General features: G+C 57.3%; 17 protein-coding genes and 1 tRNA gene. 12 read left to right on the top strand and 6 right to left on the bottom strand.

Annotated features, from left to right (window positions below; translation table 11 throughout):
* Positions 1-5 precede the first annotated feature (5 nt).
* From F3I15_RS16975 to F3I15_RS16935, 9 genes are all read left to right on the top strand, one after another.
* Positions 6-599, top strand: coding sequence for a nucleoside triphosphate pyrophosphatase (locus tag F3I15_RS16975; RefSeq protein ID WP_150018710.1), 594 nt, complete (start codon positions 6-8; stop codon positions 597-599).
* Entirely contained in the window at positions 589-2,058 is a 1,470-nt protein-coding gene (rng, locus tag F3I15_RS16970; RefSeq protein WP_039380693.1) for a ribonuclease G, read from the top strand. Before F3I15_RS16975 ends, rng begins: the two co-directional genes overlap by 11 nt.
* 47 nt (positions 2,059-2,105) lie before the next feature.
* Positions 2,106-5,900: an AsmA2 domain-containing protein YhdP gene (yhdP, locus tag F3I15_RS16965; RefSeq protein WP_150018709.1), complete on the top strand. Its 3,795-nt coding sequence runs from the start codon at positions 2,106-2,108 to the stop codon at positions 5,898-5,900.
* Positions 5,901-5,964: 64 nt separating this feature from the next.
* Positions 5,965-7,410 carry a metalloprotease TldD gene (tldD, locus tag F3I15_RS16960; protein WP_039380688.1) on the top strand — a complete coding sequence of 482 codons (1,446 nt, stop codon included), beginning with the start codon at positions 5,965-5,967 and terminating at the stop codon, positions 7,408-7,410.
* A gap of 377 nt (positions 7,411-7,787) precedes the next feature.
* The gene (gene aaeX, locus F3I15_RS16955) at positions 7,788-7,991 is read left to right on the top strand and encodes a p-hydroxybenzoic acid efflux pump operon protein AaeX (protein ID WP_065648072.1); all 204 of its coding nucleotides are present in this window, start codon (positions 7,788-7,790) and stop codon (positions 7,989-7,991) included.
* Positions 7,992-7,999: 8 nt separating this feature from the next.
* Positions 8,000-8,929 (top strand): p-hydroxybenzoic acid efflux pump subunit AaeA, encoded by a 930-nt coding sequence (gene aaeA / locus F3I15_RS16950; RefSeq protein WP_094111846.1) that lies wholly within the window; start codon positions 8,000-8,002, stop codon positions 8,927-8,929.
* Positions 8,930-8,940: 11 nt separating this feature from the next.
* On the top strand, positions 8,941-10,893 hold the full coding sequence (gene aaeB / locus F3I15_RS16945) for a p-hydroxybenzoic acid efflux pump subunit AaeB (RefSeq protein WP_150018708.1): 1,953 nt from the start codon (positions 8,941-8,943) through the stop codon (positions 10,891-10,893).
* Between the two features lie 105 nt (positions 10,894-10,998).
* Complete coding sequence (locus F3I15_RS16940; RefSeq protein ID WP_150018707.1) at positions 10,999-12,453, top strand: NAD-dependent succinate-semialdehyde dehydrogenase; 1,455 nt, start codon at positions 10,999-11,001, stop codon at positions 12,451-12,453.
* Positions 12,454-12,467: 14 nt separating this feature from the next.
* Positions 12,468-12,737, top strand: coding sequence for a hypothetical protein (locus F3I15_RS16935; RefSeq protein ID WP_150018706.1), 270 nt, complete (start codon positions 12,468-12,470; stop codon positions 12,735-12,737).
* Positions 12,738-12,797: 60 nt separating this feature from the next.
* On the opposite strand, the gene yhcN (F3I15_RS16930) is transcribed toward F3I15_RS16935, so the two are convergent.
* The 3 genes from yhcN (F3I15_RS16930) to argR form a co-directional block, all read right to left on the bottom strand.
* Positions 12,798-13,064: a peroxide/acid stress response protein YhcN gene (gene yhcN / locus F3I15_RS16930; protein ID WP_039380672.1), complete on the bottom strand. Its 267-nt coding sequence runs from the start codon at positions 13,062-13,064 to the stop codon at positions 12,798-12,800.
* Between the two features lie 93 nt (positions 13,065-13,157).
* The gene (yhcN, locus tag F3I15_RS16925) at positions 13,158-13,421 is read right to left on the bottom strand and encodes a peroxide/acid stress response protein YhcN (protein ID WP_039380669.1); all 264 of its coding nucleotides are present in this window, start codon (positions 13,419-13,421) and stop codon (positions 13,158-13,160) included.
* Positions 13,422-13,886: 465 nt separating this feature from the next.
* Entirely contained in the window at positions 13,887-14,357 is a 471-nt protein-coding gene (gene argR / locus F3I15_RS16920) for a transcriptional regulator ArgR (protein ID WP_039380667.1), read from the bottom strand.
* Positions 14,358-14,776: 419 nt separating this feature from the next.
* On the opposite strand from argR, the gene mdh reads away from it, so the two are divergent.
* The gene (gene mdh / locus F3I15_RS16915) at positions 14,777-15,715 is read left to right on the top strand and encodes a malate dehydrogenase (protein WP_150018705.1); all 939 of its coding nucleotides are present in this window, start codon (positions 14,777-14,779) and stop codon (positions 15,713-15,715) included.
* A 47-nt stretch (positions 15,716-15,762) separates the two neighbouring features.
* Here the strand turns inward: mdh and mscM are convergent, their stop codons facing one another.
* The 3 genes from mscM to rsgA form a co-directional block, all read right to left on the bottom strand.
* Positions 15,763-19,098, bottom strand: a complete 3,336-nt coding sequence (gene mscM / locus F3I15_RS16910; RefSeq protein ID WP_150018704.1) for a miniconductance mechanosensitive channel MscM — start codon at positions 19,096-19,098, stop codon at positions 15,763-15,765.
* Positions 19,099-19,114: 16 nt separating this feature from the next.
* A complete protein-coding gene (asd, locus tag F3I15_RS16905) occupies positions 19,115-20,011 on the bottom strand; it encodes an archaetidylserine decarboxylase (protein WP_065648082.1) in 897 nt (298 codons plus the stop codon).
* A gap of 93 nt (positions 20,012-20,104) precedes the next feature.
* Complete coding sequence (rsgA, locus tag F3I15_RS16900; RefSeq protein WP_150018703.1) at positions 20,105-21,154, bottom strand: small ribosomal subunit biogenesis GTPase RsgA; 1,050 nt, start codon at positions 21,152-21,154, stop codon at positions 20,105-20,107.
* A gap of 102 nt (positions 21,155-21,256) precedes the next feature.
* Here rsgA and orn point away from each other — a divergent pair, with 102 nt between their 5' ends.
* Together orn and F3I15_RS16890 are read left to right on the top strand one after the other, a co-directional pair.
* The gene (gene orn / locus F3I15_RS16895; RefSeq protein ID WP_150018702.1) at positions 21,257-21,805 is read left to right on the top strand and encodes an oligoribonuclease; all 549 of its coding nucleotides are present in this window, start codon (positions 21,257-21,259) and stop codon (positions 21,803-21,805) included.
* 213 nt (positions 21,806-22,018) lie between these two features.
* A tRNA-Gly gene (locus F3I15_RS16890) sits at positions 22,019-22,094 on the top strand.
* The last annotated feature ends 2 nt before the right edge of the window (positions 22,095-22,096 follow it).

The raw sequence follows: 22,096 nt of genomic DNA, 5'->3' as shown, positions 1-22,096 counted from the left end.
ACACAATGATTACCCTGTATCTGGCTTCCGGCTCGCCCCGTCGGCGCGAGCTGCTTACGCAGCTTGGGCTGCAGTTTGAGCGTCTGTTAACCCATACCGAAGAGCAGCGTCAGCCTGACGAAGCGGCTGAACATTACGTTCGCCGTCTGGCGGCGGATAAAGCCCGCGCCGGTGTCGCTATGGCGCCCCGGGATCTGCCGGTGCTGGGCGCGGACACGATTGTGGTGCTGAATGGTGACGTACTGGAAAAACCGCGTGATGCGGAACACGCCGCAGAGATGCTGGCAAGGCTCTCCGGACAGACGCATCAGGTGATGACCGCGATAGCGCTGGCTGACAGCGAGACGCTGCTGGATTGCCTGGTGCTTACCGATGTGACCTTCCGCAACGTGACCGCTGATGAAATCGCGCACTATATAGCCAGCGGCGAACCGATGGATAAGGCGGGCGCCTATGGCATTCAGGGCCTGGGCGGCAATTTCGTGCGCACGATTAATGGCAGCTACTACGCCGTAGTGGGACTACCGCTGGTGGAAACCACAGAGCTGCTGAGCCATTTTCAGTCGCTGCGTGCATTAAGGGGAGAGAATGACGGCTGAACTGCTGGTAAATGTGACACCTTCGGAAACGCGCGTTGCCTATATTGATGGCGGCATTTTGCAGGAAATTCATATCGAACGCGAAGCGCGGCGCGGCATTGTTGGCAACATCTACAAAGGCCGGGTCAGCCGCGTGCTGCCGGGTATGCAGGCCGCCTTTGTCGATATTGGCATGGATAAAGCCGCCTTTCTGCACGCTTCCGACATCATGCCGCACACCGAGTGTGTTGCCGGCGATGAAAAGAAAAATTTTGTTGTGCGCGACATCGCCGAGCTGGTACGCCAGGGGCAGGACCTGATGGTGCAGGTAGTGAAAGATCCGCTCGGCACCAAGGGCGCACGCCTGACCACCGATATCACGCTGCCATCCCGCTATCTGGTCTTTATGCCTGGCGCATCACACGTGGGGGTTTCACAGCGTATTGAAAGTGAGGCGGAGCGCGAGCGGCTGAAAGCGGTCGTAGCTGCCTACTGTGACGATCTGGGCGGTTTTATTATTCGTACCGCTGCGGAAGGCATTGGCGCAGAAGAGCTGGCGCAGGATGCGGCGTTTCTCAAACGCCTGTGGACCAAAGTCAGCGAGCGCAAAAAGCGTAACCAGACGCGCTGCCTGCTCTATGGCGAACTGGCGCTGGCACAGCGCGTGCTGCGCGATTTTGCCGGTGCCGCGCTGGATCGCATTCGCGTCGATTCGCGTCTGACCTGCGATCTGCTGGTGGAGTTTACCAGCGAATATATTCCCGAAATGGCGGGCAAGCTGGAGCATTACAGCGGCAAGCAGCCTATTTTTGATCTCTATGATGTAGAAAATGAAATCCAGCGGTCGCTGGAGCGCAAGGTCGAGCTTAAATCGGGTGGCTACCTGATTATCGATCAGACGGAGGCGATGACCACGGTAGATATCAACACCGGGGCGTTTGTTGGCCACCGTAACCTTGATGAAACCATATTTAATACGAATATCGAAGCGACGCAGGCCATTGCCCGTCAGCTGCGGTTACGTAACCTCGGCGGCATTATCATTATCGATTTTATCGACATGAGTAATGACGACCACCGCCGTCGCGTGCTGCATTCGCTGGAGAGTGCGCTGAGTAAAGATCGGGTTAAAACCGGGATCCATGGCTTTTCAGCGCTGGGCCTGGTGGAGATGACCCGTAAAAGAACGCGTGAAAGCATTGAGCATGTGCTCTGTGCCGATTGCCCGGTATGTAAAGGACGCGGCTCGCTGAAAACCGTAGAGACCGTCTGCTATGAAATCATGCGTGAGATCGTACGCGTGCATCACGCCTATGACTCCGACCGCTTTCTGGTTTACGTCTCGCCGGCGGTAGGCGAAGCGCTGAAAACGGATGAGTCGCATGCGCTGGCCGAAGTCGAAATCTTTGTCGGCAAACAGGTCAAAGTTCAGGTTGAACCGCTCTATACTCAGGAGCAGTTTGACGTCGTCATGATGTAAGGCCTACGGCCAGACGTTATTATCCAGTGACCAGCAAGGAGAGATGTGTGAGGCGGTTGCCAGGGATTTTGTTACTGCTGATCGCCACAGTGATTGTCATTGTGGCGCTGCTGGTGAGCGGGCTGCGTCTGGTGATGCCGCATCTCAACAGCTATCGCAGCGACATTCTGCAGACGGTTTCACGCATCAGCGGCGTCACCGCAGACGCCAGTGAACTGCAGGGAACGTGGCAGAATTTTGGCCCGACGCTGCAGGTACGCGATCTGCGTATTGATATGAAACAGGATGGCGAACTGCACATTGGCCGCGTCACTCTTGCGCTGGATGTCTGGCAGTCGCTGCTGCACTGGCGCTGGCAGTTCCGCGATCTCACCTTCTGGCAGCTGCGTCTGGCGACGGAGCGGCCGCTGTTTACCCGCGACAGCGATACCACCAGCATCAAGCCTGCTCAGATCAACGACCTCTTCCTGCGCCAGTTTGATCACTTCGATTTGCGCGACAGCACTATCCGCTTTCTGACGCCTTCAGGCCAGCATGCCGAGCTGGCGATACCGCGCCTCACCTGGCTGAATGAAGCCAGCCGGCATCGCGCGGAAGGCGAGGTCAGTCTCAGCAGCTTTACCGGCCAGCATGGCGTTGTGCAGGTCAGGCTGGATTTAAAGGATACCCGTGGCCTGTTGAACGACGGTCGCATCTGGATGCAGGCAGACGATGTGGATGTGCGTCCCTGGATTGGCCGCTGGCTGCGTGATAACACCAGTCTGGAGAGCGCGCGTATCAGCCTGGCGGCGTGGGCCAGCCTGCGCGATGGCGAACTCTATGCGGGCGATGTGCTGATTAAACAGGGTGGGGCGCGCTGGCGCGGCGAGCAGCACGACCATCAGCTGCAGATTGACGGACTGACCGCACACCTGGCGCGCTTCCGCGACGGCTGGAGCCTGAACATACCGCAGACCCGGCTCAGCACCGATGGCGTGGCCTGGGCACCCGGCCGGATTGCGCTGCTGTGGCAACCTCAGGATAAAGCGGCAGCGGAGATCCGCGTGCGTGCTACCCGGCTGGACCTGCAGCGGTTTGCGCCGCTGGTGCCGCTGATTGGCCCGCTCTCGCCGACGCTGCTGGATACCTGGCGTGCACTGCAGCCGCGCGGTTATATCGATACGCTGGCACTGGATATTCCTCTGGCACAGCCGGAGCAGACGCGACTGCAGGCGACGTGGCGCGATCTGGCGTGGCATAACTGGAAGCTGCTGCCAGGCATCAGCAATCTCAGCGGGCGCGCCAGCGGCAGCGTCAGCAATGGTCAGGTTGATCTCCGCATGGGACAGGCTGAAGTGCCTTATGGTGATATGTTCCAGGCGCCGCTGGATATTCATCAGCTGAGTGGCCAGCTGAGCTGGCTGCGTGACCGTCATGGCCTGACGCTGGCCGGACACCAGCTGGATGTGCAGGCGCGGTCGCTGTGGGCGCGCGGTGATTTCCGCTATCAGCAAAACAGTGACACTGCACCACGGCTCGATATTCTGGCCGGCATTCGCGTAACCGATGCGGGCGATGCGTGGCGCTATCTGCCGGAACCGCTGATGGGGCATAACCTGACGCGCTACCTGAGCGAAGCGATAAAAGGCGGGGAAACGGATAACGCCACGCTGCTATTCGCCGGCGATCCGCGCCTGTTCCCGTTTAAGCATAACGACGGCATGTTTGAAGTTCAGGTGCCGCTGCGTAATGCCGCGTTTCGCTTTCAGCCGGGCTGGCCAGCTCTGCAGGATCTGGATATCGATCTCGATTTTGTGAATGACGGCCTGTGGATGCGCGCTGATCACGCGCGCTTGGGCAAAGTCGGGGCGCGTAACGTCACGGCTGTTATTCCGGATTATCTTAAAGAAAAACTGCTGATCGCTGGCGATCTGAGCGGGCAGGGAGAGGATATCGGCGCCTACTTTAATGAGACGCCGCTGAAATCGTCGCTCGGCGCTGCGCTGCAGCAGCTGCAGGTTGGGGGCAACGTAAAAAGTACGCTCAACCTGGAGATCCCGCTGGATGGCGAACAGGTACACGCCAGCGGCAACGTGGTGATGAATAACAACACGCTGCATATTAAACCGCTGAAGAGCACGCTGACGCAGCTGACAGGGCGTTTCCGCTATAACAACGGCAACCTTGAAAGCGAAGAGATGCAGGCGAACTGGTTTGGTCAGCCGCTGGGCGTGACCTTCAGCACGCAGGAGAATCCGCAGGATTTTGGCGTTAACGTCCACCTGCTGGGCGACTGGCAGCCGGCGCGTCTTAGCGTGATGCCAGCGGCGGTAGCGCGTCAGCTCGGCGGGTCACTCGCCTGGCAGGGCGATGTGGATATCAGGCTGCCGCATAGCGGAGGCGCGACCTACAGCGTCGATCTCAGGGGCGATGGCAAAGCAGTAAGCAGTCACTTACCTGCGCCGCTGACAAAGCCTGCCGGTGAGGCGCTGCCGGTGACGGTTAAGGCTAAGGGCGATCTGAACGGCTTTATGCTCAGCGGCAGCGTGGGCGAGATGCACCGCTTTAACAGCCGCTGGCTGCTGGAGCCGCAGCTGCGCGTCGAACGCGGCATCTGGCAGAACCAGACCACGGCAACGCCTGCGCTCCCGGCGCAGCGCGGTATGGTATTAAACCTGCCGCCGCTGGATGGGGAAGCCTGGCTCGGTGTACTGGCCGGAGCGGGCGGCAGCGGAGAGGGCGCCACGCAGGTGGGTGGAGTCGGCTTACCGGGCGATGTCACGCTGCATACGCCAGCCCTGACGCTGGGCGGGCAGCAGTGGCACGATCTCAGCGCCACTCTGCTGCAGGGCACGGGCGGTGATGCGCAGCTGAAGCTGGAGAGTCGTGAAGCGCGCGGCACGCTGACGACAGCGCAGCGTGCACCATGGCGCATTAATCTGAACTACCTTTATTACAACCCGCAATGGAAAGAGACCGGCAGCAGGCAGGCGTCATCACCGTTCAGCGGCGACAGCGGAATCGATTTCAGTCAGTGGCCTGCACTGCAGCTTAACTGCGATGAGTGCTGGCTGCGCGGACAGAAGTTCGGACGGATGGCTGCGACGCTGACGCCGCGCGGAGAGACGTTAGCACTCACTAACGGAATTGTGGACAGCGGCAGCGCCCGGCTCAGTATCAATGGCGAATGGGTTAATTCACCGGGCAATCCGCGCACCTCGCTGAAGGGACGCCTCAGCGGCAGCAATATCAACGACGCCACCAACTGGTTCGGTATGAACACGCCGCTGCGCGATGCGCCGTTTAACGTGGATTACGACCTGCACTGGCGCGCTGCGCCCTGGCAGCCTGCTGAGGCGACGCTGAGCGGCACGCTGAAAACGCACTTTGGCAAAGGAGAGATCGCCGATGTCAACACCGGACGGGCAGGACAGCTGCTGCGCCTGGTAAGTTTTGATGCGCTGCTGCGCAAGCTGCGTCTGGATTTCAGCGATACCTTTAGCGATGGCTTCTATTTTGATTCAATCAACGGCACTGCCTGGATCGAAAACGGCGTCATGCGCACCGATAACCTGCTGGTAGATGGGCTGGAGGCGGATATTGCGATGCAGGGCCGGATCGATCTGGTACAGCGAAAGATTGATATGGAAGCGGTCGTGGCGCCGGAGATCTCCGCGTCGGTCGGTGTGGCAGCAGCATTTGCGATCAATCCGGTGGTTGGTGCCGCCGTTTTTGCCGCCAGCAAGGTACTGGGGCCGCTCTGGAACAAGATTTCTCTGCTGCGCTATCACATCAGTGGCCCGCTGGATAAACCGGAAATCAGTGAAGTGCTGCGCAAAGCGCGCGACGCCGGCAGCAAGTGAATTTGACGCCGTCGGGGAATTGCCGCAGGCTATGACTATCTGAGCACATAATGAGTGAGAAACGATGACTCTGAATCTGGTAAGTGAGCAGTTACTAGCTGCGAACAGCATTAATCAGCAGGACCTTCATTCCCTGTTAGGGCAGCTTTCAGAACGTCGTCTGGATTATGCCGATCTCTATTTTCAGTCCAGCTTCCATGAGTCCTGGGTGCTGGAAGATAAAATTATTAAAGATGGCTCCTACCACATCGATCAGGGCGTTGGCGTACGTGCCGTAAGCGGTGAAAAAACCGGCTTCGCTTATGCAGACCAGATCACCCTGAACGCCCTGCGACAGTCCTCAGAAGCCGCGCGCAGTATTGTACGTGAGCAGGGCAATGGCACCGCACATACGCTGCAGGCAGTGATGCAACGTTCGCTTTATGCGCCGGTTAACCCGCTCGACAGCCTGACGCGTGAAGATAAAATCGCCCTGCTGCATCGCGTGGACCGCGTAGCGCGCGCGGCCGACCCGCGCGTACAGGAGGTTAATGCCAGCCTGAGCGGCGTTTATGAGCAGGTGCTGGTTGCGGCAACGGATGGGACGCTGGCGGCGGATATTCGTCCGCTGGTGCGTCTGTCAATCAGCGTGCAGGTGGAAGATCAGGGCAAGCGCGAGCGCGGCTCAAGCGGCGGCGGCGCGCGTACCGGCTATGAGTTTTTCCTCGCTGATGAGAGTGGTGACGTCCGGGCTGACGCCTGGGCGCGTGAAGCGGTGCGTATGGCGCTGGTTAACCTCTCTGCAGTTGCAGCGCCTGCTGGCGCACTGCCGGTCGTGCTGGGTGCCGGCTGGCCAGGAGTGCTGCTGCACGAAGCGGTAGGACATGGCCTTGAGGGGGACTTCAACCGTCGTGAAACGTCAGTATTCAGCGGTAAGATGGGTCAGCTGGTTGCTTCGGAACTCTGCACCGTGGTGGATGATGGCACGCTGGAGGGGCTGCGCGGCTCGCTGGCGGTGGATGATGAGGGCGTTCCGGGTCAGTACAATATGCTGATCGAAAATGGCGTGCTGAAAGGCTATATCCAGGACAAGCTGAACGCGCGCCTGATGGGTGTGCCGCCAACCGGTAATGGCCGGCGCGAATCGTATGCGCATCTGCCGATGCCGCGCATGACTAATACCTACATGCTGGCGGGCAAGTCCACGCCGCAGGAGATCATCGAAAGCGTGGAATATGGCCTCTATGCGCCTAACTTCGGCGGTGGTCAGGTCGATATCACCTCGGGCAAATTTGTCTTCTCTACCTCAGAGGCGTATCTGATTGAGAAGGGTAAAGTTACCCGGCCGGTCAAAGGCGCTACGCTGATTGGCTCCGGCATTGAGGCGATGCAGCAAATCTCAATGGTCGGTAACGATCTGGCGCTGGATAAAGGCGTCGGCGTATGCGGTAAAGAGGGGCAGAGCGTTCCGGTTGGCGTAGGTCAGCCGACGCTGAAGCTGGACAAAATCACCGTAGGCGGCACCGCCTGAGGTGCTGAACCTCTGTCACTATAAAGGCTGCCTGCGGGCAGCCTTTTTTGTGGCTGCGTCAGCTATAAATGCCCTCCGGTTAGCCACTTTGGCAAAAACAGATATCGCGCTAAGTCGTGTGGTTATTTATTCAGATTAAAAAGTGATTTATGTCACGATTTGTAGAAAACATATAGTCAGGCACGTTATTATACGCGCGCTGGGTTTATGCACTGCATTCCGTTACGGACCAGACAGGCTGATGATACGCTATGATTAGCGCAGGGCGGCCTGAAGGTTACTGCCACTTTTCTGCTGCCTGCTTAACCATTTCCGGTGCGGCACAGCGTGGGGGCAAAAGCGGTGCGATCCCGGCAAGGTCGAACTAAGGAACCGAAATGAGTGTGCTTCCGGTATTTGTCGTATTCGGGCTATCTTTCCCGCCCATCTTCATTGAACTACTGGTTTCGCTGGCGCTGTTCTGGCTGGTGAAACGTGTGCTGACGCCAAGCGGGATCTACGATCTGGTCTGGCATCCGGCCCTGTTTAACACGGCCCTGTATTGCTGTGTGTTTTATCTTGTATCCCGTCTATTCATCTGAGGTTTTAAGTGAAAGCGCTCATAAGAAAAATCGCGCGTTACGCGATTACGCTCCTGCTGGTTATCATCGCCGTCGTGATTGTCTTTCGCGCCTGGGTGTTCTACACCGAATCCCCGTGGACACGCGATGCTAAATTCTCTGCGGATGTGGTGGCTATCGCACCTGATGTCACCGGTCTCATCACCGACGTGCCGGTGCATGACAACCAGCTGGTGAAAAAAGGCGATACGCTGTTTATCGTCGACCGGCCGCGCTATCAGAAAGCGCTGGCGCAGGCGCAGGCAGACGTGGACTACTATCAGGCGCTGGTGAGTGAAAAACGCCGCGAGGCGGGACGGCGTAATCAGCTCGGGACCAGCGCGATGTCGCGTGAGGCGATTGAACAGGCCAACAGCGATCTGCAGACCAGTGAACATCAGCTGGCGAAATCGATCGCTACCCGCGATCTGGCGGTTATCGATCTCGACCGTACCACGATCAAAGCCCCTTCTGATGGCTGGGTGACCAACCTCAATGTCTATGAGGGTGAATTCATTACGCGCGGCTCCGTAGCGGTCGCGCTGGTACAGCAGCACTCTTTCTACGTGCTGGCTTATATGGAAGAGACCAAACTCAGCGGCGTGCGTCCGGGCTTTCGCGCTGAAGTCACGCCGCTGGGCAGCAATACCGTGTTACGCGGCACGGTGGATAGCGTGGCTGCCGGGGTGACCAACAGCAGCAGCAGCATTGATAATAAAGGTATGGCAACGGTGGACTCTAATCTGGAGTGGGTGCGCCTGGCGCAGCGCGTGCCGGTGCGTATCCGACTGGATGCCCAGCCTGGCAACCGCTTCCCGGCAGGCACAACCGCGACCGTAGTGATCACCGGTGAGCAGGATCGGCAGACCAACGTCTCGCCGCTGGCGCAATTCTTCAATCGCCTGCGTGAGTTTGGTTAAGCGGGGGCGTAATGATTGAGTTTTTGCGTTTCCCGATCAAGCTGACGTTTGCGCTGGTGGCCGCGCTGATGATTGGCTTTCACTTTCATCTGGAAACGCCGCGCTGGGCGGTGATGACGGCCGGTATTGTCGCTGGCGGTACCGCCTTTGCAGCTGGCGGCGATCCCTACTCCGGCGCGCTGCGCTATCGCGGCGTATTGCGCATTATCGGCACCTTTATCGGCTGTATCGCCGCGCTGACTATCATGATCACCACCGTGCGTGCGCCGGTCGTGATGCTGCTGCTGTGCTGCATGTGGGCCGGTTTCTGCGTCTGGCTCTCTTCGCTGATCAAAGTTGAAAACTCCTATGCGCTTGGGCTGGCAGGTTACACGGCGCTGATTATCGTCGTCACCGCTGACGCAACCGGCGGGCTGACGCTGGCTCCCCAGTTTGCCGTTGAACGCTGCAGCGAAATTGTGATCGGGATCCTCTGTGCGATTCTGGCAGATATGCTGTTTTCACCGCGCTCCATTAAAAAAGTCATAGATGCTGAAGTGGATGCGCTGCTGGTGGCGCACTACAAACTGCTGCAGCTCTGCGTTGCGCATGAAGATAAAGATGAGGTGGACAAAGCCTGGAGCGCGCTGGTGCGCCGCACCACTGCCCTGAACGGCATGCGCAGCCAGCTAATGATGGAGTCATCTCGCTGGCAGAACAGCAGTCGCCGGCTAAAGATGCTTAATACGCTGTCGCTGACGCTGATTACGCAGGCCGCTGAAACGTTCCTTATCCAGAACTCCCGGCCCGACTATATTCCGCCGCAGTTCCGGCTGCTGCTGGAGAAAGAGGCAAACAGCGCCGGTGAGGTACATAAGCGCATGAAAGTGCTGCGGCGCGTTATCAGTGACAGCAGCAAAACGGTTCCGGTCACGCTGGCGAGCTGGACCGGAGCAGCGACTGAATATCTGCTGCTGATCAAAGGGATTAAATGCAACAGCCGTATCAGCGCCCTTGAAGAGAACATCCTGCAGCGGGAGATTATCGTTCAGGCCCGCTCGGCTGAAACTCACCATGCGATGATCAACGGTATTCGCACCTTTGTCGCCACCGCGCTGGGGGCCCTGTTCTGGCTCTATACCGGCTGGACCTCCGGCAGCGGCTGCATGGTCATGCTGGGGGTGATCACCGCACTGGCGATGCGCATGCCCAATCCGCTGATGATGGCCAAAGATTTCTTTTACGGTATGGCGGTCGCCGTGCCGCTTGGATTGTTCTACTTCACCTGGGTTCTGCCTGCCACGCAGCAGAGTGCGCTGCTGCTCTGCATCGCCATCGGCCTGCTCGGCTTTGTCGGCGGTATCTTTGTGCAGCGGCGGCAGATTGGCACGCTGGGCGCGCTGATTGGCACAATCAATGTGCTGGTGCTGGACAACCCGATGAAGTTTGAATTCAACGTGTTTCTCGATAACGCGCTGGGGCAGTGGATCGGCAGCTTTGTCGCCATGATGGTGATTTTGCTGATTCGCGATAAATCCAAAGCGCGTACCGGCCGCAAACTGCTGAATCGCCTGATGTATGCTGCTGTTGCAGCGCTGACGACCAATCAGGCCCGGCGCCGTGAAAATCATCTGCCGGCGCTTTATCAGCAACTTTTTCTGCTGCTCAACCTGTTTCCGGGCGATATCGACAAATACCGTATCGCCCTGACGCTGATCATTGGTCATCAGCGGCTGCGTAATGCAGAAGTGCCGGTCAATGCGGAGCTCTCCGCTTATCACCGGCAGCTGCGGCACACCGCGGACCGGGTTATCTCAGCCAGCAGTGATGATAAGCGACGCGACGCGTTCAGGACACTGTTGCAGGAGCTGGCTGGCTATCAGGAGAAGCTGGCGCATTATAGTGCCCCTGCCAGCGTCACGGAGCCGGTCGCCCGCCTGACGCAGATGCTGGACAAATATCAGAACACCCTTATCCAGATTTGAGCCTGCCGCCGTGCGCGGCGGCGGGTTTATGCCACGCTGACACCAATCGGCTGCGCGTTGCCATCTATACTTTCCTGACGGATGCATACTGACAGGAGAATACTGATGTCCGCTTCTTTGCAGCAACATGAACTCTTCAAAACCGGCTTCTTCGCTGCGGGTCAATGGCATGCGGCCTCCGCGACGTTTGACGTAACCAATCCGGCAACCGGCGAGGTCATTGCCCGCGTTGCCAAAGCGGGTAAAGCGGAAACCGAACAGGCGATCGCTGCCGCGCAGCGCGCTTTTCCAGGCTGGCGGGATAAAACGGCCAAAGAGCGATCCGGGATCCTGATGCGCTGGTATCAGCTGATCGTGGAGAACAAACGCTGGCTTGCAGAGCTGATGACCGCCGAGCAGGGTAAGCCGGTCAAAGAGGCGGAAGGCGAAGTAGAGTATGCCGCGAGCTTTATTCAGTGGTTTGCAGAAGAGGCAAAGCGCGCCAACGGCGAGATTATTCCGCCCGCTAAACCCGGCTCGCGCATTCTGGCCACGCGTGAACCGGTTGGCGTGGTCGCGGCGATCACCCCCTGGAATTTCCCGATGGCAATGCTGACCCGTAAGCTTGGGCCGGCGCTGGCCGCAGGCTGCACCGGAATTATCAAACCGGCAAATAATACACCGCTCAGCGCATTTGCCCTGATAGCCCTGGCGCAGCAGGCTGGCGTGCCGGACGGCGTGCTCAATGCCGTTGCGGGCGATACCCAGGCGATCAGCGACGCTATTATGGCCTCACGCGCGGTGCGCAAAATCTCGTTTACCGGTTCCACTGCCGTGGGTAAAACGCTGATGCGCAATGCGGCTGAGACGATGAAAAAGGTCTCCATGGAACTGGGCGGCAACGCGCCATATATCGTCTTTGAAGATGCGGATATCGACGCGGCGGTACAGGGTGCGATTGCCAATAAATTCCGCAACGCTGGTCAGGTCTGCGTGAGCGTGAATCGTTTTTATATCCATGAGCAGATTTACGATCGCTTTGTTACGCAGCTGGCAGAAGCGGTGAAGCAGCTCAAAGTCGGTAACGGTATGGACGAAGGCGCGATCGTCGGGCCGCTGATCGCTGCCTCCGCGCTGGAAAAAGTTGAAGAGCATGTGCAGGATGCGGTGCGTAAAGGTGGCCGAATCGTCACCGGTGGCGAACAGCATGCGCTGGGAGGCAATTTCTGGCAGCCCACGGTCATTGCCGAAGCGCAGGAGAGCATGATGCTGGCGCAGGAGGAGACATTTGGTCCGGTTGCGGCCTGCTTCCGCTTCAGCAGCGAAGAGGAGGTAATCGAGCGGGCGAATGATACCGAATATGGTCTGGCTGCCTACTTCTATACGCAGAATCTGCAGCGGGTGTTCCGCGTCGCTGCCGCGCTGGAAGCGGGGATGATCGGTATCAATGAGTGCGCGGTCTCTACTGAGGTGGCGCCGTTTGGCGGGATCAAAGAATCAGGTCTGGGACGTGAAGGCTCAGTGCTGGGTATTGAAGAGTACCTGGAAGTCAAAGCGCTGCATCTGGGCGGTCTCTCTTAGCAGGAGGATACAGCATGCGAACCGAGCGTTTCGATTTTGATGAAATCGTCGATCAGGCCCACTTCTATAGTCAGTTTGGCGAGCGTTTTATGCTGAACGAGGCCGCTATTCGCGATCCGGACGATCTCTGGCGGGTGATGAGCGGTAAACAGCTTCCGCTGCCGCTGGAAATTGTCTTCGTTAATCTGGGGAGAGGGCAGAAACGCCGGTATAGCGCACTGATCCTGCTATTTGAAAAGGCAGAAGAGGAGCTGGAGGGCCAGCTCCGCTTTACCGCTCAGTAATACAATCCAAAAAGGGCCCCGCAAAGCGGGGCCAAAGGGTTCGTCAGGGGTGACGAGGAATTACTTATAGAGTTCGGCGGTCACGTGATAGCTATCGCCGGTACGTGCTTCGATAACGCGGTAAGCGCTGGCACCCTGCGCATCAGCCTTCTGAGAAAGCTGTTCGCGATAATCCATTGGTGAACCGCCGGTACCGCTGATTGAGATGGTGCTGCCAGCAGGCTGCAGATTTTGTGCTGATTCACTGGTAACCAGTTGAGCCGCAGAGGCGCCAAAGGCAAACAGAGACAGCAGGCCAGCCGTTGCAAGAGTTGTTTTGATTTTCATGATGTATCTCCTCGTTAGCATCAACAACCTGCAGCTACACCAGAGTAAGCGGGTCGTCGATTAGCATCGGCGTTATATCACGCCGGTTGACAGTTATTTATAGAGTTCAGCTGTAGCGTGGTACGTGTTGTCGTTATAAGCCTCGATAACACGATACGCTTTTGCGCCCTGCGCATCGGCTTTCGCATTCAGCTGCTGGTGGATATCCATTGGCGAGCCGCCTACGCCGCTGACGCTGATGGTGCCGGCCGACTGCAGGTTCGCTGCCTGATCGGCAGAAATAGAATCTGCTGCAGAAGCGCCAAATGAGAGTGCAGAGAGAATGCTTAGGGTGGCGATAGCCGCTTTAACGTTCATGGTATTTTCCTCGTCTGTGATTTTTATCTTTTTAGTTAGTGTGATTTGCGTCACGAAAAGAAGTATAGATCTAATCACATGGGAAATTAATACTTCGCTAATAATGTTTCGTTGTTATCCTTTATCCTTATGCCACCTTTTTATAACGTTAAGTTATTAAAATCGGCTATTTTTCATCCGTCAGGCTCTTTTTTTTCGCAAAAACAGTGATCTGCGTCAAATTAACTTTTCGTGCCAAAGTTTATGGTCAATGCCGCTGCATGCTGGCGAGAAAATCAGTTAAAACGGGTGAAAGAGTGGTTACAGGCAGGAGAATATATGGCTGAGTGTGACAAGAGCTTAAAGGTCTGACCTATATCAGCAGGCCTGATAACCTTTAGCGATAAAGGCGGGATGGAGTAACAGAAGATATCAGGTATCTGAACGCCAGAAGGTGCCGGCAGACTGGCCGCCGGCAGAGAAGTGCTACAGCTCCTGCTCAAACAGCACCAGTACCGCGTCATAGAGCTGCTTGACGGTAAAAGCGCGCGCCGGGGTGATGAAAATGGTGTCATCGCCGGCGATAGTACCCAGAATTCCTTCCGCTTTGCCGAGGGAATCGAGCAGGCGGGCAATCAGCTGCGCGGCGCCCGGACTGGTATGAATCACAACCAGCGCTTCATTGTAATCGATATCCAGCACCAGGTTTTTCAGCGGGCTGGTAGCGGTAGGGACACCCAGTTCAGCGGGCAGGCAATAGACCATCTCCATTTTTGCGTTGCGCGTGCGTACGGCGCCAAACTTTGTCAGCATGCGGGAGACTTTTGACTGATTGATATTTTCAAAGCCATCTTCCTGCAGCGCCTGCACGATTTCGCCCTGAGAGCTGAATTTTTCTTCTTTAAGCAAAGCTTTGAATGCCTTGATAAGGTCGTCTTGTTTTGAAGGATTACGCATAAGCTACCAATGAATGAGAGGCGCAGCAGGCAACAAGCCTGCAGCTGATAAATTATTATGCATTTAGATGAATTTTTATGCAATGCGTCAGCAGAGACTTTCGCCATACGTCCGCGCGGGACGGGCATTCTAGCAGAAACTGGCTACGCACCAAAATCGCGCGCTGACGCGCAAAGCAGAGGTTGCAAAGTTGTTATACTATTGACGTGGTAACAACCAGATCGACGATCAAAGCCGTATATCTCTGCTGGCTGCGATAAGATCATTCAGGCGCTTCTGAAACAGAGCGGTATCGGAAGCGGATAGCAGCAGGCTGCCTGTGCGCAACGGCTATGTCGCTATCGCCTGAGATGTTGACTAAACTCGTAAGCTGATGGATTTCTGGCATATCTTTGCCCCATCTTAATAAGGAGTTCAGGATGAAATTTGCCGTTCTCGGAGCCGCTGGCGGTATTGGCCAGGCGCTGGCTCTGCTGCTCAAAACGCAGTTACCCGCGGGTTCCGCCCTCTCTCTCTATGATATTGCACCGGTCACGCCTGGCGTGGCGGTCGATCTCAGCCATATCCCTACCGCTGTGACGGTTGAAGGTTTCAGCGGTGAAGATGCCACCCCGGCGTTAAAAGGAGCCGACGTGGTTCTGATTTCTGCCGGGGTAGCGCGTAAGCCCGGCATGGATCGCGCGGATTTGTTTAACGTTAACGCGGGCATTGTCCGCAACCTGATAGCGCAGGTAGCCAGCACGGCACCCAAAGCGCTGATTGGCGTCATTACCAATCCGGTTAATACCACCGTAGCGATCGCCGCAGAGGTGCTGAAAAAAGCTGGCGTTTACGATAAAAACCGGCTGTTTGGCGTCTCCACGCTGGATGTCATTCGTGCCAATACCTTTGTCGCCGCGCTCAAGGGTAAACAGCCAGGAGAAGTAGAGGTGCCGGTAGTGGGCGGCCACTCTGGCGTGACCATTCTGCCGCTGCTGTCGCAGGTGCCGGGCGTCAGCTTCAGCGAGCAGGAGATCGCCGATCTTACAAAGCGTATTCAGAACGCCGGCACCGAAGTGGTGGAAGCCAAAGCGGGTGGCGGATCGGCGACTCTCTCAATGGGGCAGGCCGCCGCACGCTTTGGCCTGTCGCTGATCCGTGCGCTGCAGGGTGAGGCCAACGTAGTTGAATGCGCCTATGTCGAAGGCGACGGTGAGTATGCGCGCTTTTTCTCTCAGCCGCTGCTGCTGGGAAAAAACGGGATTGCCGAACGTCGCCCGCTCGGCACGCTGAGCGAATTTGAACAGCAGGCGCTGCACGGTATGCTGGAGACGCTGAAAAAAGATATTGCGCAGGGTGAAGAGTTTGTGAAGCAGTAAATCCTGTTACGCAGTGTGAAACGCCCGGCTTCAGCCGGGCGTTTTTATTACAGTCCGCCAGATTTAAAGGTCTGCGTCGCCGCCGTGCCATTGCCGGCAGGCGTTTTGCGTCCCAGCGTTTCCATACGTACCTGGAAGGGCGGGAAAGGCATCTCAATATTGTGCTCCGCAAAGCCCCGCAGGATGAGCTGATGCAGCTCATGCCGCAGCGGCATGCGATGGCCCATCTCTGCCGCATGCACGCGCAGCTCAAAGAGCTGAATACCCTGCTGCAGGTCCACCAGGTAAACTTCCGGCGGCGGCATATCCAGCACGTAGGTGCAGCGCTCGGCCGCCTGTTTCAGTATGGTGGTAGCTTCTTCACTGTTCACGCGCGCCGGCGCCGGAATCGTCAGCACCACACGCGTAACGGAATCTGACAAAGACCAGTTCACGAACTGCTCGGTAATAAACGCTTTATTGGGCACGATAATCTCTTTGCGGTCCCAGTCGGTAATAGTAGTCGCGCGGGTGTTAATACGCGTGATACTGCCGGTTAGATCGCGAATGGTGACGGTATCGCCGATGCGGATCGGTTTTTCAAACAGGATAATCAGGCCGGAGATAAAGTTGGCAAAAATTTCCTGCAGGCCAAATCCGAGCCCAAGACCCAGCGCAGCGACCAGCCACTGCAGCTTTGACCACTCCACGCCAATCATAGAGAAGCCAATCAGGCCGCCCATCAGCATCAGCGCATATTTGGTCAGCGTCGTAATCGCGTAGCCGGTACCCGGCGCGAGGCTGAGATGCTGCAGCAGCGCCAGCTCCAGCAGCGCCGGCATATTGCGAACCAGCTGCGTGGTGATGATCAGCACCAGAATGGCGATGAGTACTGCACCCAGCGTGATAGGCTGCACGCTCTCAACGCCCTGAACCGTGGTACTGGCATCCCAGAGCGGAATGTTATCGAGGAAGCTAAACGCGGAGTGGATTTCCGACCAGAGCAGGATCACCGATACCAGCGCAATCAGCGTCAGGATTGAACGCACCAGCCGCAGCGACTGCGCACTGATGGCATCGAGGTCAATCACCGGCTCATCAATTTCAATGGTGTCAGTATTGGTGGCGCTCTGCTGCTCTTTTTCTTCTTCACTGCGCGCGCGGTTGGCCAGCATATCGGCACGACGCTGGCGGGCGCGATCGAACGCAATGCGTCGGCGCTGAATCAGCATCCAGCGGCGAATAATGTGATAAATCACCAGCAGGAAGAACCAGATACAGACTGAGGTTTCCAGGCGAGCCAGCAGCGCCTGGGCGGTTGCCAGATAGCCAATGCAGGATGCAAAAGCAGCTACCAGCGGAATGGCGATCATCAGGTTCCACAGGATGCGATTGACAAAATTATCTCCGCTGCCCTCTTTATCAAGATAAAGCGGAATACCGGCGCGCTTCAGGCTGACCGTGACAATGCTCAGTGCGCCGCAGATCAGCACAAAACAGAGTCGGCCCAGCGTCGCGGAAAACTGCGGATCTTCCAGGTTGCCAAAGGCGATCAGCAGCATGATCAGCGGTACAATCAGCCCCACGGTCAGCGAATAGTAGCGCATGGCGCGCGCTACCCGCGTCTGCGGCCAGCGAAAATGCACGACAAACAGGCCGTCATGACGGGCAAAGGCGGCGCTGATCATAAACGCCCACAGCAGTGGCAGCGTGGCGGTAATGCCATCCCCTATCGCCACGGCAAACGGATAGGGCCACGCATGCTGCAGGCCATAACCCAGCGCCGCCCAGAGCACCGGCAGCGGCAGCGCCACCAGAATGGACCAGAACACCGTACGCAGCGTCAGGCTGAAGCGATCCTGTGTCACTTTGCCCACGCGGCTGGCGGCGCGCGCCATAAACGCGTTGTAGTGGCGGCGTGAGCTGATGCTGAAACCCACCAGCAGCACGGCACCCATAATCGGCAGCACCGTTTCGCGACTGGTAAACATCATGGCCAGCGCTTTGCCCATCTGGCCCAGCGTATCCAGCGACAGCAGGCGGGTGAGGGCGCTTGCTACCTCAAGGGGGTACTTCAGGCCCACCGGACTGACATCCGCCGTCCAGAAGAGGTAACGGTGCGTCGCCTCTTTAACTTCGCTGAGCGCATCCTGCAGCTGCGTGTTAGACACCCGGAGCTTGGTGATCTCCAGAATCAGCGTATCGCAGCCGGAGATCAGCGAATTAAGCAGTTCACGCTGGGTGCGCAGCTGCGCGTCCAGGATCCGGCTCTGCTCGCTGGTATAAGGCGTGCCATCTTCCTGCTTCTCTTTACGCAATGTCTGCTGACGTTCGAGCAGTGACTCATAGTGCAGCCGCTGCACCCGTAGCTCACCCATTTCGCTATCGATCTGCTGTGCTTTTGGCATATCGGGCAGACGGGCTACCTGCGCGCGCAGCGCTTCACCCAGCAAATTAGAGGCGCCCAGCCACTGCGACTGCTCGCGCAGCGTGCTCAGCGCCTGGCGTACCTGCAGCGTCTGATTCGTTGCCAGACGCTGCTGCGAGGCGACCAGATCCATACGCTGCGCCTGCTGATTCAGATCGGCAGAGAGCTGACGATTAATACGCAGCTGCTCGCTAATCGTGGGCGGCAGATCGCCACTGTTTTCCGCCAGCTGCTCCGTACGCTCCAGCGCCAGCTCCGCCTCGCGCTGACGCTGATTGTTCAGCTGGCTGCGCAGCGCCTGCAGATAGTTATCCAGCTGCGTGGCTTTCCGCTGATGCACTTCTGCCCGCATGCGGGCCAGTTCCTGACGGTTATTGGCTGAGAGCTGCGCCAGCTCCAGCTCATCTACGCGGGCTTTGCTCGCTGCGCTTTCTGCCTGACGGGCATACATCTGCGCCTGGGCAAGGGGCGACGCGCTGTTTGAAACGCCCTGCGCGCGACGCTCATTCTCCGTCATAGCACGGCGCGCATCGGTCTGCTGCTGCGGCAGCTGCGCCAGCGAGTCGCTGATTTCACGTGCGCGGTCCTGCTCCTGCTGCGCCTGCCGTCCCTCTTCCAGCAGCTGGCTGCTGACCTGGAGTATTTCCTGATCCAGTTCCGCATTGCTCATATTGCTGCGTACGGGTTTGCTGGTCTCGTTCAGCGTGGCGATCTGCTGGCGCAGTTCGCGTGCCAGCCGGGGAAAATCGTCGATCACCTGCTGATACTGCTTCGCCCGCTCCAGCGAGTCGCTGCGTTCAGAGAGAAAATTGATGGCCGCTTCCAGTGCCTGCACCTGTTCGGTTTGTGCAGGGCTGTTTTTAGCGGATTTTGCCTCATCCAGCTCCTGCTGCAGCTGCGTGGTGGAGGGGAGGGAGGCGGCACAGAGAGGGCTGCTGAGCACAAGGCTCAGCAGTAGAACAAGGAAAGCGCGCACGGGAGCAGGTCTCTGATTAGTGAGTCAGCGGGGCGCTGTCGCCAGACTGCGGCAGTGCAATAGCCAGCGGCTGGCCGAGACGCGTTTTACTTTCCGCCTCCAGGCTTTCCGCCAGTTTTACCCGGTCAGGAGCAAACAGGTTGATCACGGTTGAGCCCAGCTTGAAACGGCCCATTTCCTGACCTTTCAGCAGTACGACCGCACCATCATGTTCGGCAGAAGGGTAGCGCCAGCGTTTGATCACACCTTCACGCGGTGGCGTCACGGTTCCTGCCCAGACAGTTTCAATACTGCCGACAATAGTGGCACCCACCAGAATCTGCACCATCGGGCCGTGATCGGTATCAAAGACGCAGATAACGCGTTCATTACGCGCAAACAGATTAGGAATATTGCGCGCCGTGAGCGGGTTAACGGAGTAGAGGTCGCCCGGCACATAGATCATTTCACGCAGGATGCCGTTGCAGGGCATATGCACCCGGTGGTAGTCGCGTGGGGCAAGATAAGTGGTAACGAACTCCCCATCAATAAACTTCTCTGCCAGCTCGTCGTTGCCTGCCAGCAGCGCCTGCAGCGTATAGTAGTGTCCTTTCGCCTGAAAAATCTGATCGCCGGTGATGCGGCCCAGCTGGCTGATTGCGCCGTCACACGGCAGCGCCAGCAGCGAGGCGTCAGGATCGACAGGGCGGGCACCCTCTTTCAGCGGGCGGACAAAGAAATCGTTGAACGTGCGATAGCTGCCGGTATGCGGCTTACTGGCTTCCGCCATATCAACTTTATAGAACCAGACGAAAGCATCAATGACCGCTTTGGTCAGCCAGCCACCGCGGCGACTGGCGCCCCAGCCGGCGAGTTCGGTCAGCGCCTTCTTAGGCAGAATATGATTCAGGCCGAGTTTAAAACGATCAAACACCGTTGCCTCCTGGCTTAATACCTGTGGTTTACGTAAAAAGGGGGCGGATTGTAGCAGCGCCCCGGTGAGTTAGCGACTATGTCGTTTTACCGATCAATCTTCATCGGCAGAAAAGTTTTTACGCGTTTTTACCTGCGCCATACTCTCCAGAATACGGTGGTAATTATCAAAGCGCGACGCGTTAATCAGGCCATTCTCTACCGCTTCGCGGATTGCGCAGCCGGGATCGGTATCGTGCTTGCAGTCGCGGAACTTACAGCTGCCGAGAAATTCGCGGAATTCGATAAACCCGCGGGTAACCTGTTCCGGCTCAAGGTGCCACAGGCCAAATTCACGTACACCGGGCGAGTCAATCACATCGCCGCCGTGCGGGCAGTGGTAAAGACGTGAGGCGGTCGTGGTGTGCTGACCCAGTCCGGACACATCCGACACGTCATTGGTCAGGATCTCACTGCCGGCAACATCGAGTCCCAGCAGCCGGTTAAGCAGGCTCGATTTACCCACGCCTGACTGGCCGGCAAAAATGCTGACGCGCCCGGTCAGTGCCGCTTCCAGATCTTTCAGGCCATCCTGTGCGTAGCTGGAGACCATCAGCACGCGATAACCGATATGGCGATAGATATCCATCTGCTCATCAACAAACGCGCGTGCGTCGCTATCCAGCAGATCGATCTTATTGAGTACCAGTAACGGCTCGATACCCAGCGTTTCGCTGGCGACCAGATAGCGGTCGATAATATTGAGCGAAAGCTCCGGCAGAATAGCTGATACGATCATGATCTGATCGATATTGGCCGCGATAGGCTTTACGCCGTCATAAAAATCGGGGCGGGTCAGCACGCTTTTACGCTCGTGTACCGCTTCAACGATACCTTTACCGCCATTTTCATTCGCTGCACGCCATACAACGCGATCGCCGGTAACCAGCGAGCGGATAGTGCGACGGATATTACAGCGATGCACTTCACCCGCCTGGTCTTCGACATCTGCGTGCATGCCAAAGCGGCTGATCACCACGCCCTCAGACGCATCGCCAAACAGGCTATCATCAGGCTCCGGTTTTTCACTCCGTTGCTGCAGACGACGCTGATGGTTTGCGCTTACGCGACGTTGTTGACCCTTCGACAGTTTATTTTTGCTCACGCATCCTCTCACGCTTTCGCCAGGCTTCGCCCCGCTGGGCAAAACGTCTATGATACACCTTAACGCGGTCGAATGACGACACTGGCAACGGATGGAAAATAGATGACAGCTGGAAACGAAAATAACCTGATCTGGATCGACCTTGAAATGACCGGACTCGATCCGGTACGCGATCGCATTATCGAGATCGCGACGATCGTTACAGACGCAAACTTAAATGTGCTCGCAGAGGGGCCGGTACTGGCGGTGCATCAGTCTGATGAGCAGCTGGCTCTGATGGATGAGTGGAACGTGCGCACCCATACCGGCAGTGGCCTGGTGAAGCGGGTCAAAACGAGCCAGTATGACGATCGGGCGGCTGAACAAGCCACGCTGGCGTTTCTGCAGCAGTGGGTGCCCGCTAACACTTCACCGATTTGCGGCAACAGCATCGGTCAGGATCGCCGTTTTCTGTTTAACTATATGCCAGAGCTGGAAGCCTACTTCCATTACCGCTATCTGGATGTCAGCACGCTGAAAGAGCTGGCGCGACGCTGGAAACCGCAGATCCTGCCGGGCTTTAAAAAAGCGGGTACGCACCAGGCGCTGGATGATATTCGCGAGTCGATCGCGGAGCTGGCATACTATCGCGAGCATTTTTTACAGCTTTAACGGTCTGAAATGCACAGTAAAGCATCATTTTGTCGATTAAAGCAGCAAACGCGCTGAAAGCGCAAAATTTTGCGATAAGAGGCTTGCGGCAAAAACGAATTCTCGTATAATGCGCACCCCGTACCGATGAAGAATTTCGTGTGGTGCGCAGCAGTAAAGCATCAGCGTTTATCCCCCGCGTGAAGGTTACGCCGAGGTAATCGCAATGATGATGCGGGAATAGCTCAGTTGGTAGAGCACGACCTTGCCAAGGTCGGGGTCGCGAGTTCGAGTCTCGTTTCCCGCTCCAGA

The organism is Pantoea sp. M_9, from assembly GCF_008631385.1.
GTDB lineage: Bacteria > Pseudomonadota > Gammaproteobacteria > Enterobacterales > Enterobacteriaceae > Pantoea > Pantoea eucrina.
This window is presented reverse-complemented; position numbering and strand designations above follow the sequence as displayed.

Excerpts from the sequence above, each read along its gene's own strand:
- yhcN (WP_039380672.1), bottom strand. The coding sequence starts at position 13,064 with ATGAAAATCAAAACAACTCTTGCAACGGCTGGCCTGCTGTCTCTGTTT.
- F3I15_RS16975 (WP_150018710.1), top strand. The coding sequence starts at position 6 with ATGATTACCCTGTATCTGGCTTCCGGCTCGCCCCGTCGGCGCGAGCTG.
- argR (WP_039380667.1), bottom strand. The coding sequence starts at position 14,357 with ATGCGTAATCCTTCAAAACAAGACGACCTTATCAAGGCATTCAAAGCT.
- aaeX (WP_065648072.1), top strand. The coding sequence starts at position 7,788 with ATGAGTGTGCTTCCGGTATTTGTCGTATTCGGGCTATCTTTCCCGCCC.
- F3I15_RS16940 (WP_150018707.1), top strand. The coding sequence starts at position 10,999 with ATGTCCGCTTCTTTGCAGCAACATGAACTCTTCAAAACCGGCTTCTTC.
- tldD (WP_039380688.1), top strand. The coding sequence starts at position 5,965 with ATGACTCTGAATCTGGTAAGTGAGCAGTTACTAGCTGCGAACAGCATT.
- yhcN (WP_039380669.1), bottom strand. The coding sequence starts at position 13,421 with ATGAACGTTAAAGCGGCTATCGCCACCCTAAGCATTCTCTCTGCACTC.
- rng (WP_039380693.1), top strand. The coding sequence starts at position 589 with ATGACGGCTGAACTGCTGGTAAATGTGACACCTTCGGAAACGCGCGTT.
- orn (WP_150018702.1), top strand. The coding sequence starts at position 21,257 with ATGACAGCTGGAAACGAAAATAACCTGATCTGGATCGACCTTGAAATG.
- F3I15_RS16935 (WP_150018706.1), top strand. The coding sequence starts at position 12,468 with ATGCGAACCGAGCGTTTCGATTTTGATGAAATCGTCGATCAGGCCCAC.
- aaeB (WP_150018708.1), top strand. The coding sequence starts at position 8,941 with ATGATTGAGTTTTTGCGTTTCCCGATCAAGCTGACGTTTGCGCTGGTG.
- mdh (WP_150018705.1), top strand. The coding sequence starts at position 14,777 with ATGAAATTTGCCGTTCTCGGAGCCGCTGGCGGTATTGGCCAGGCGCTG.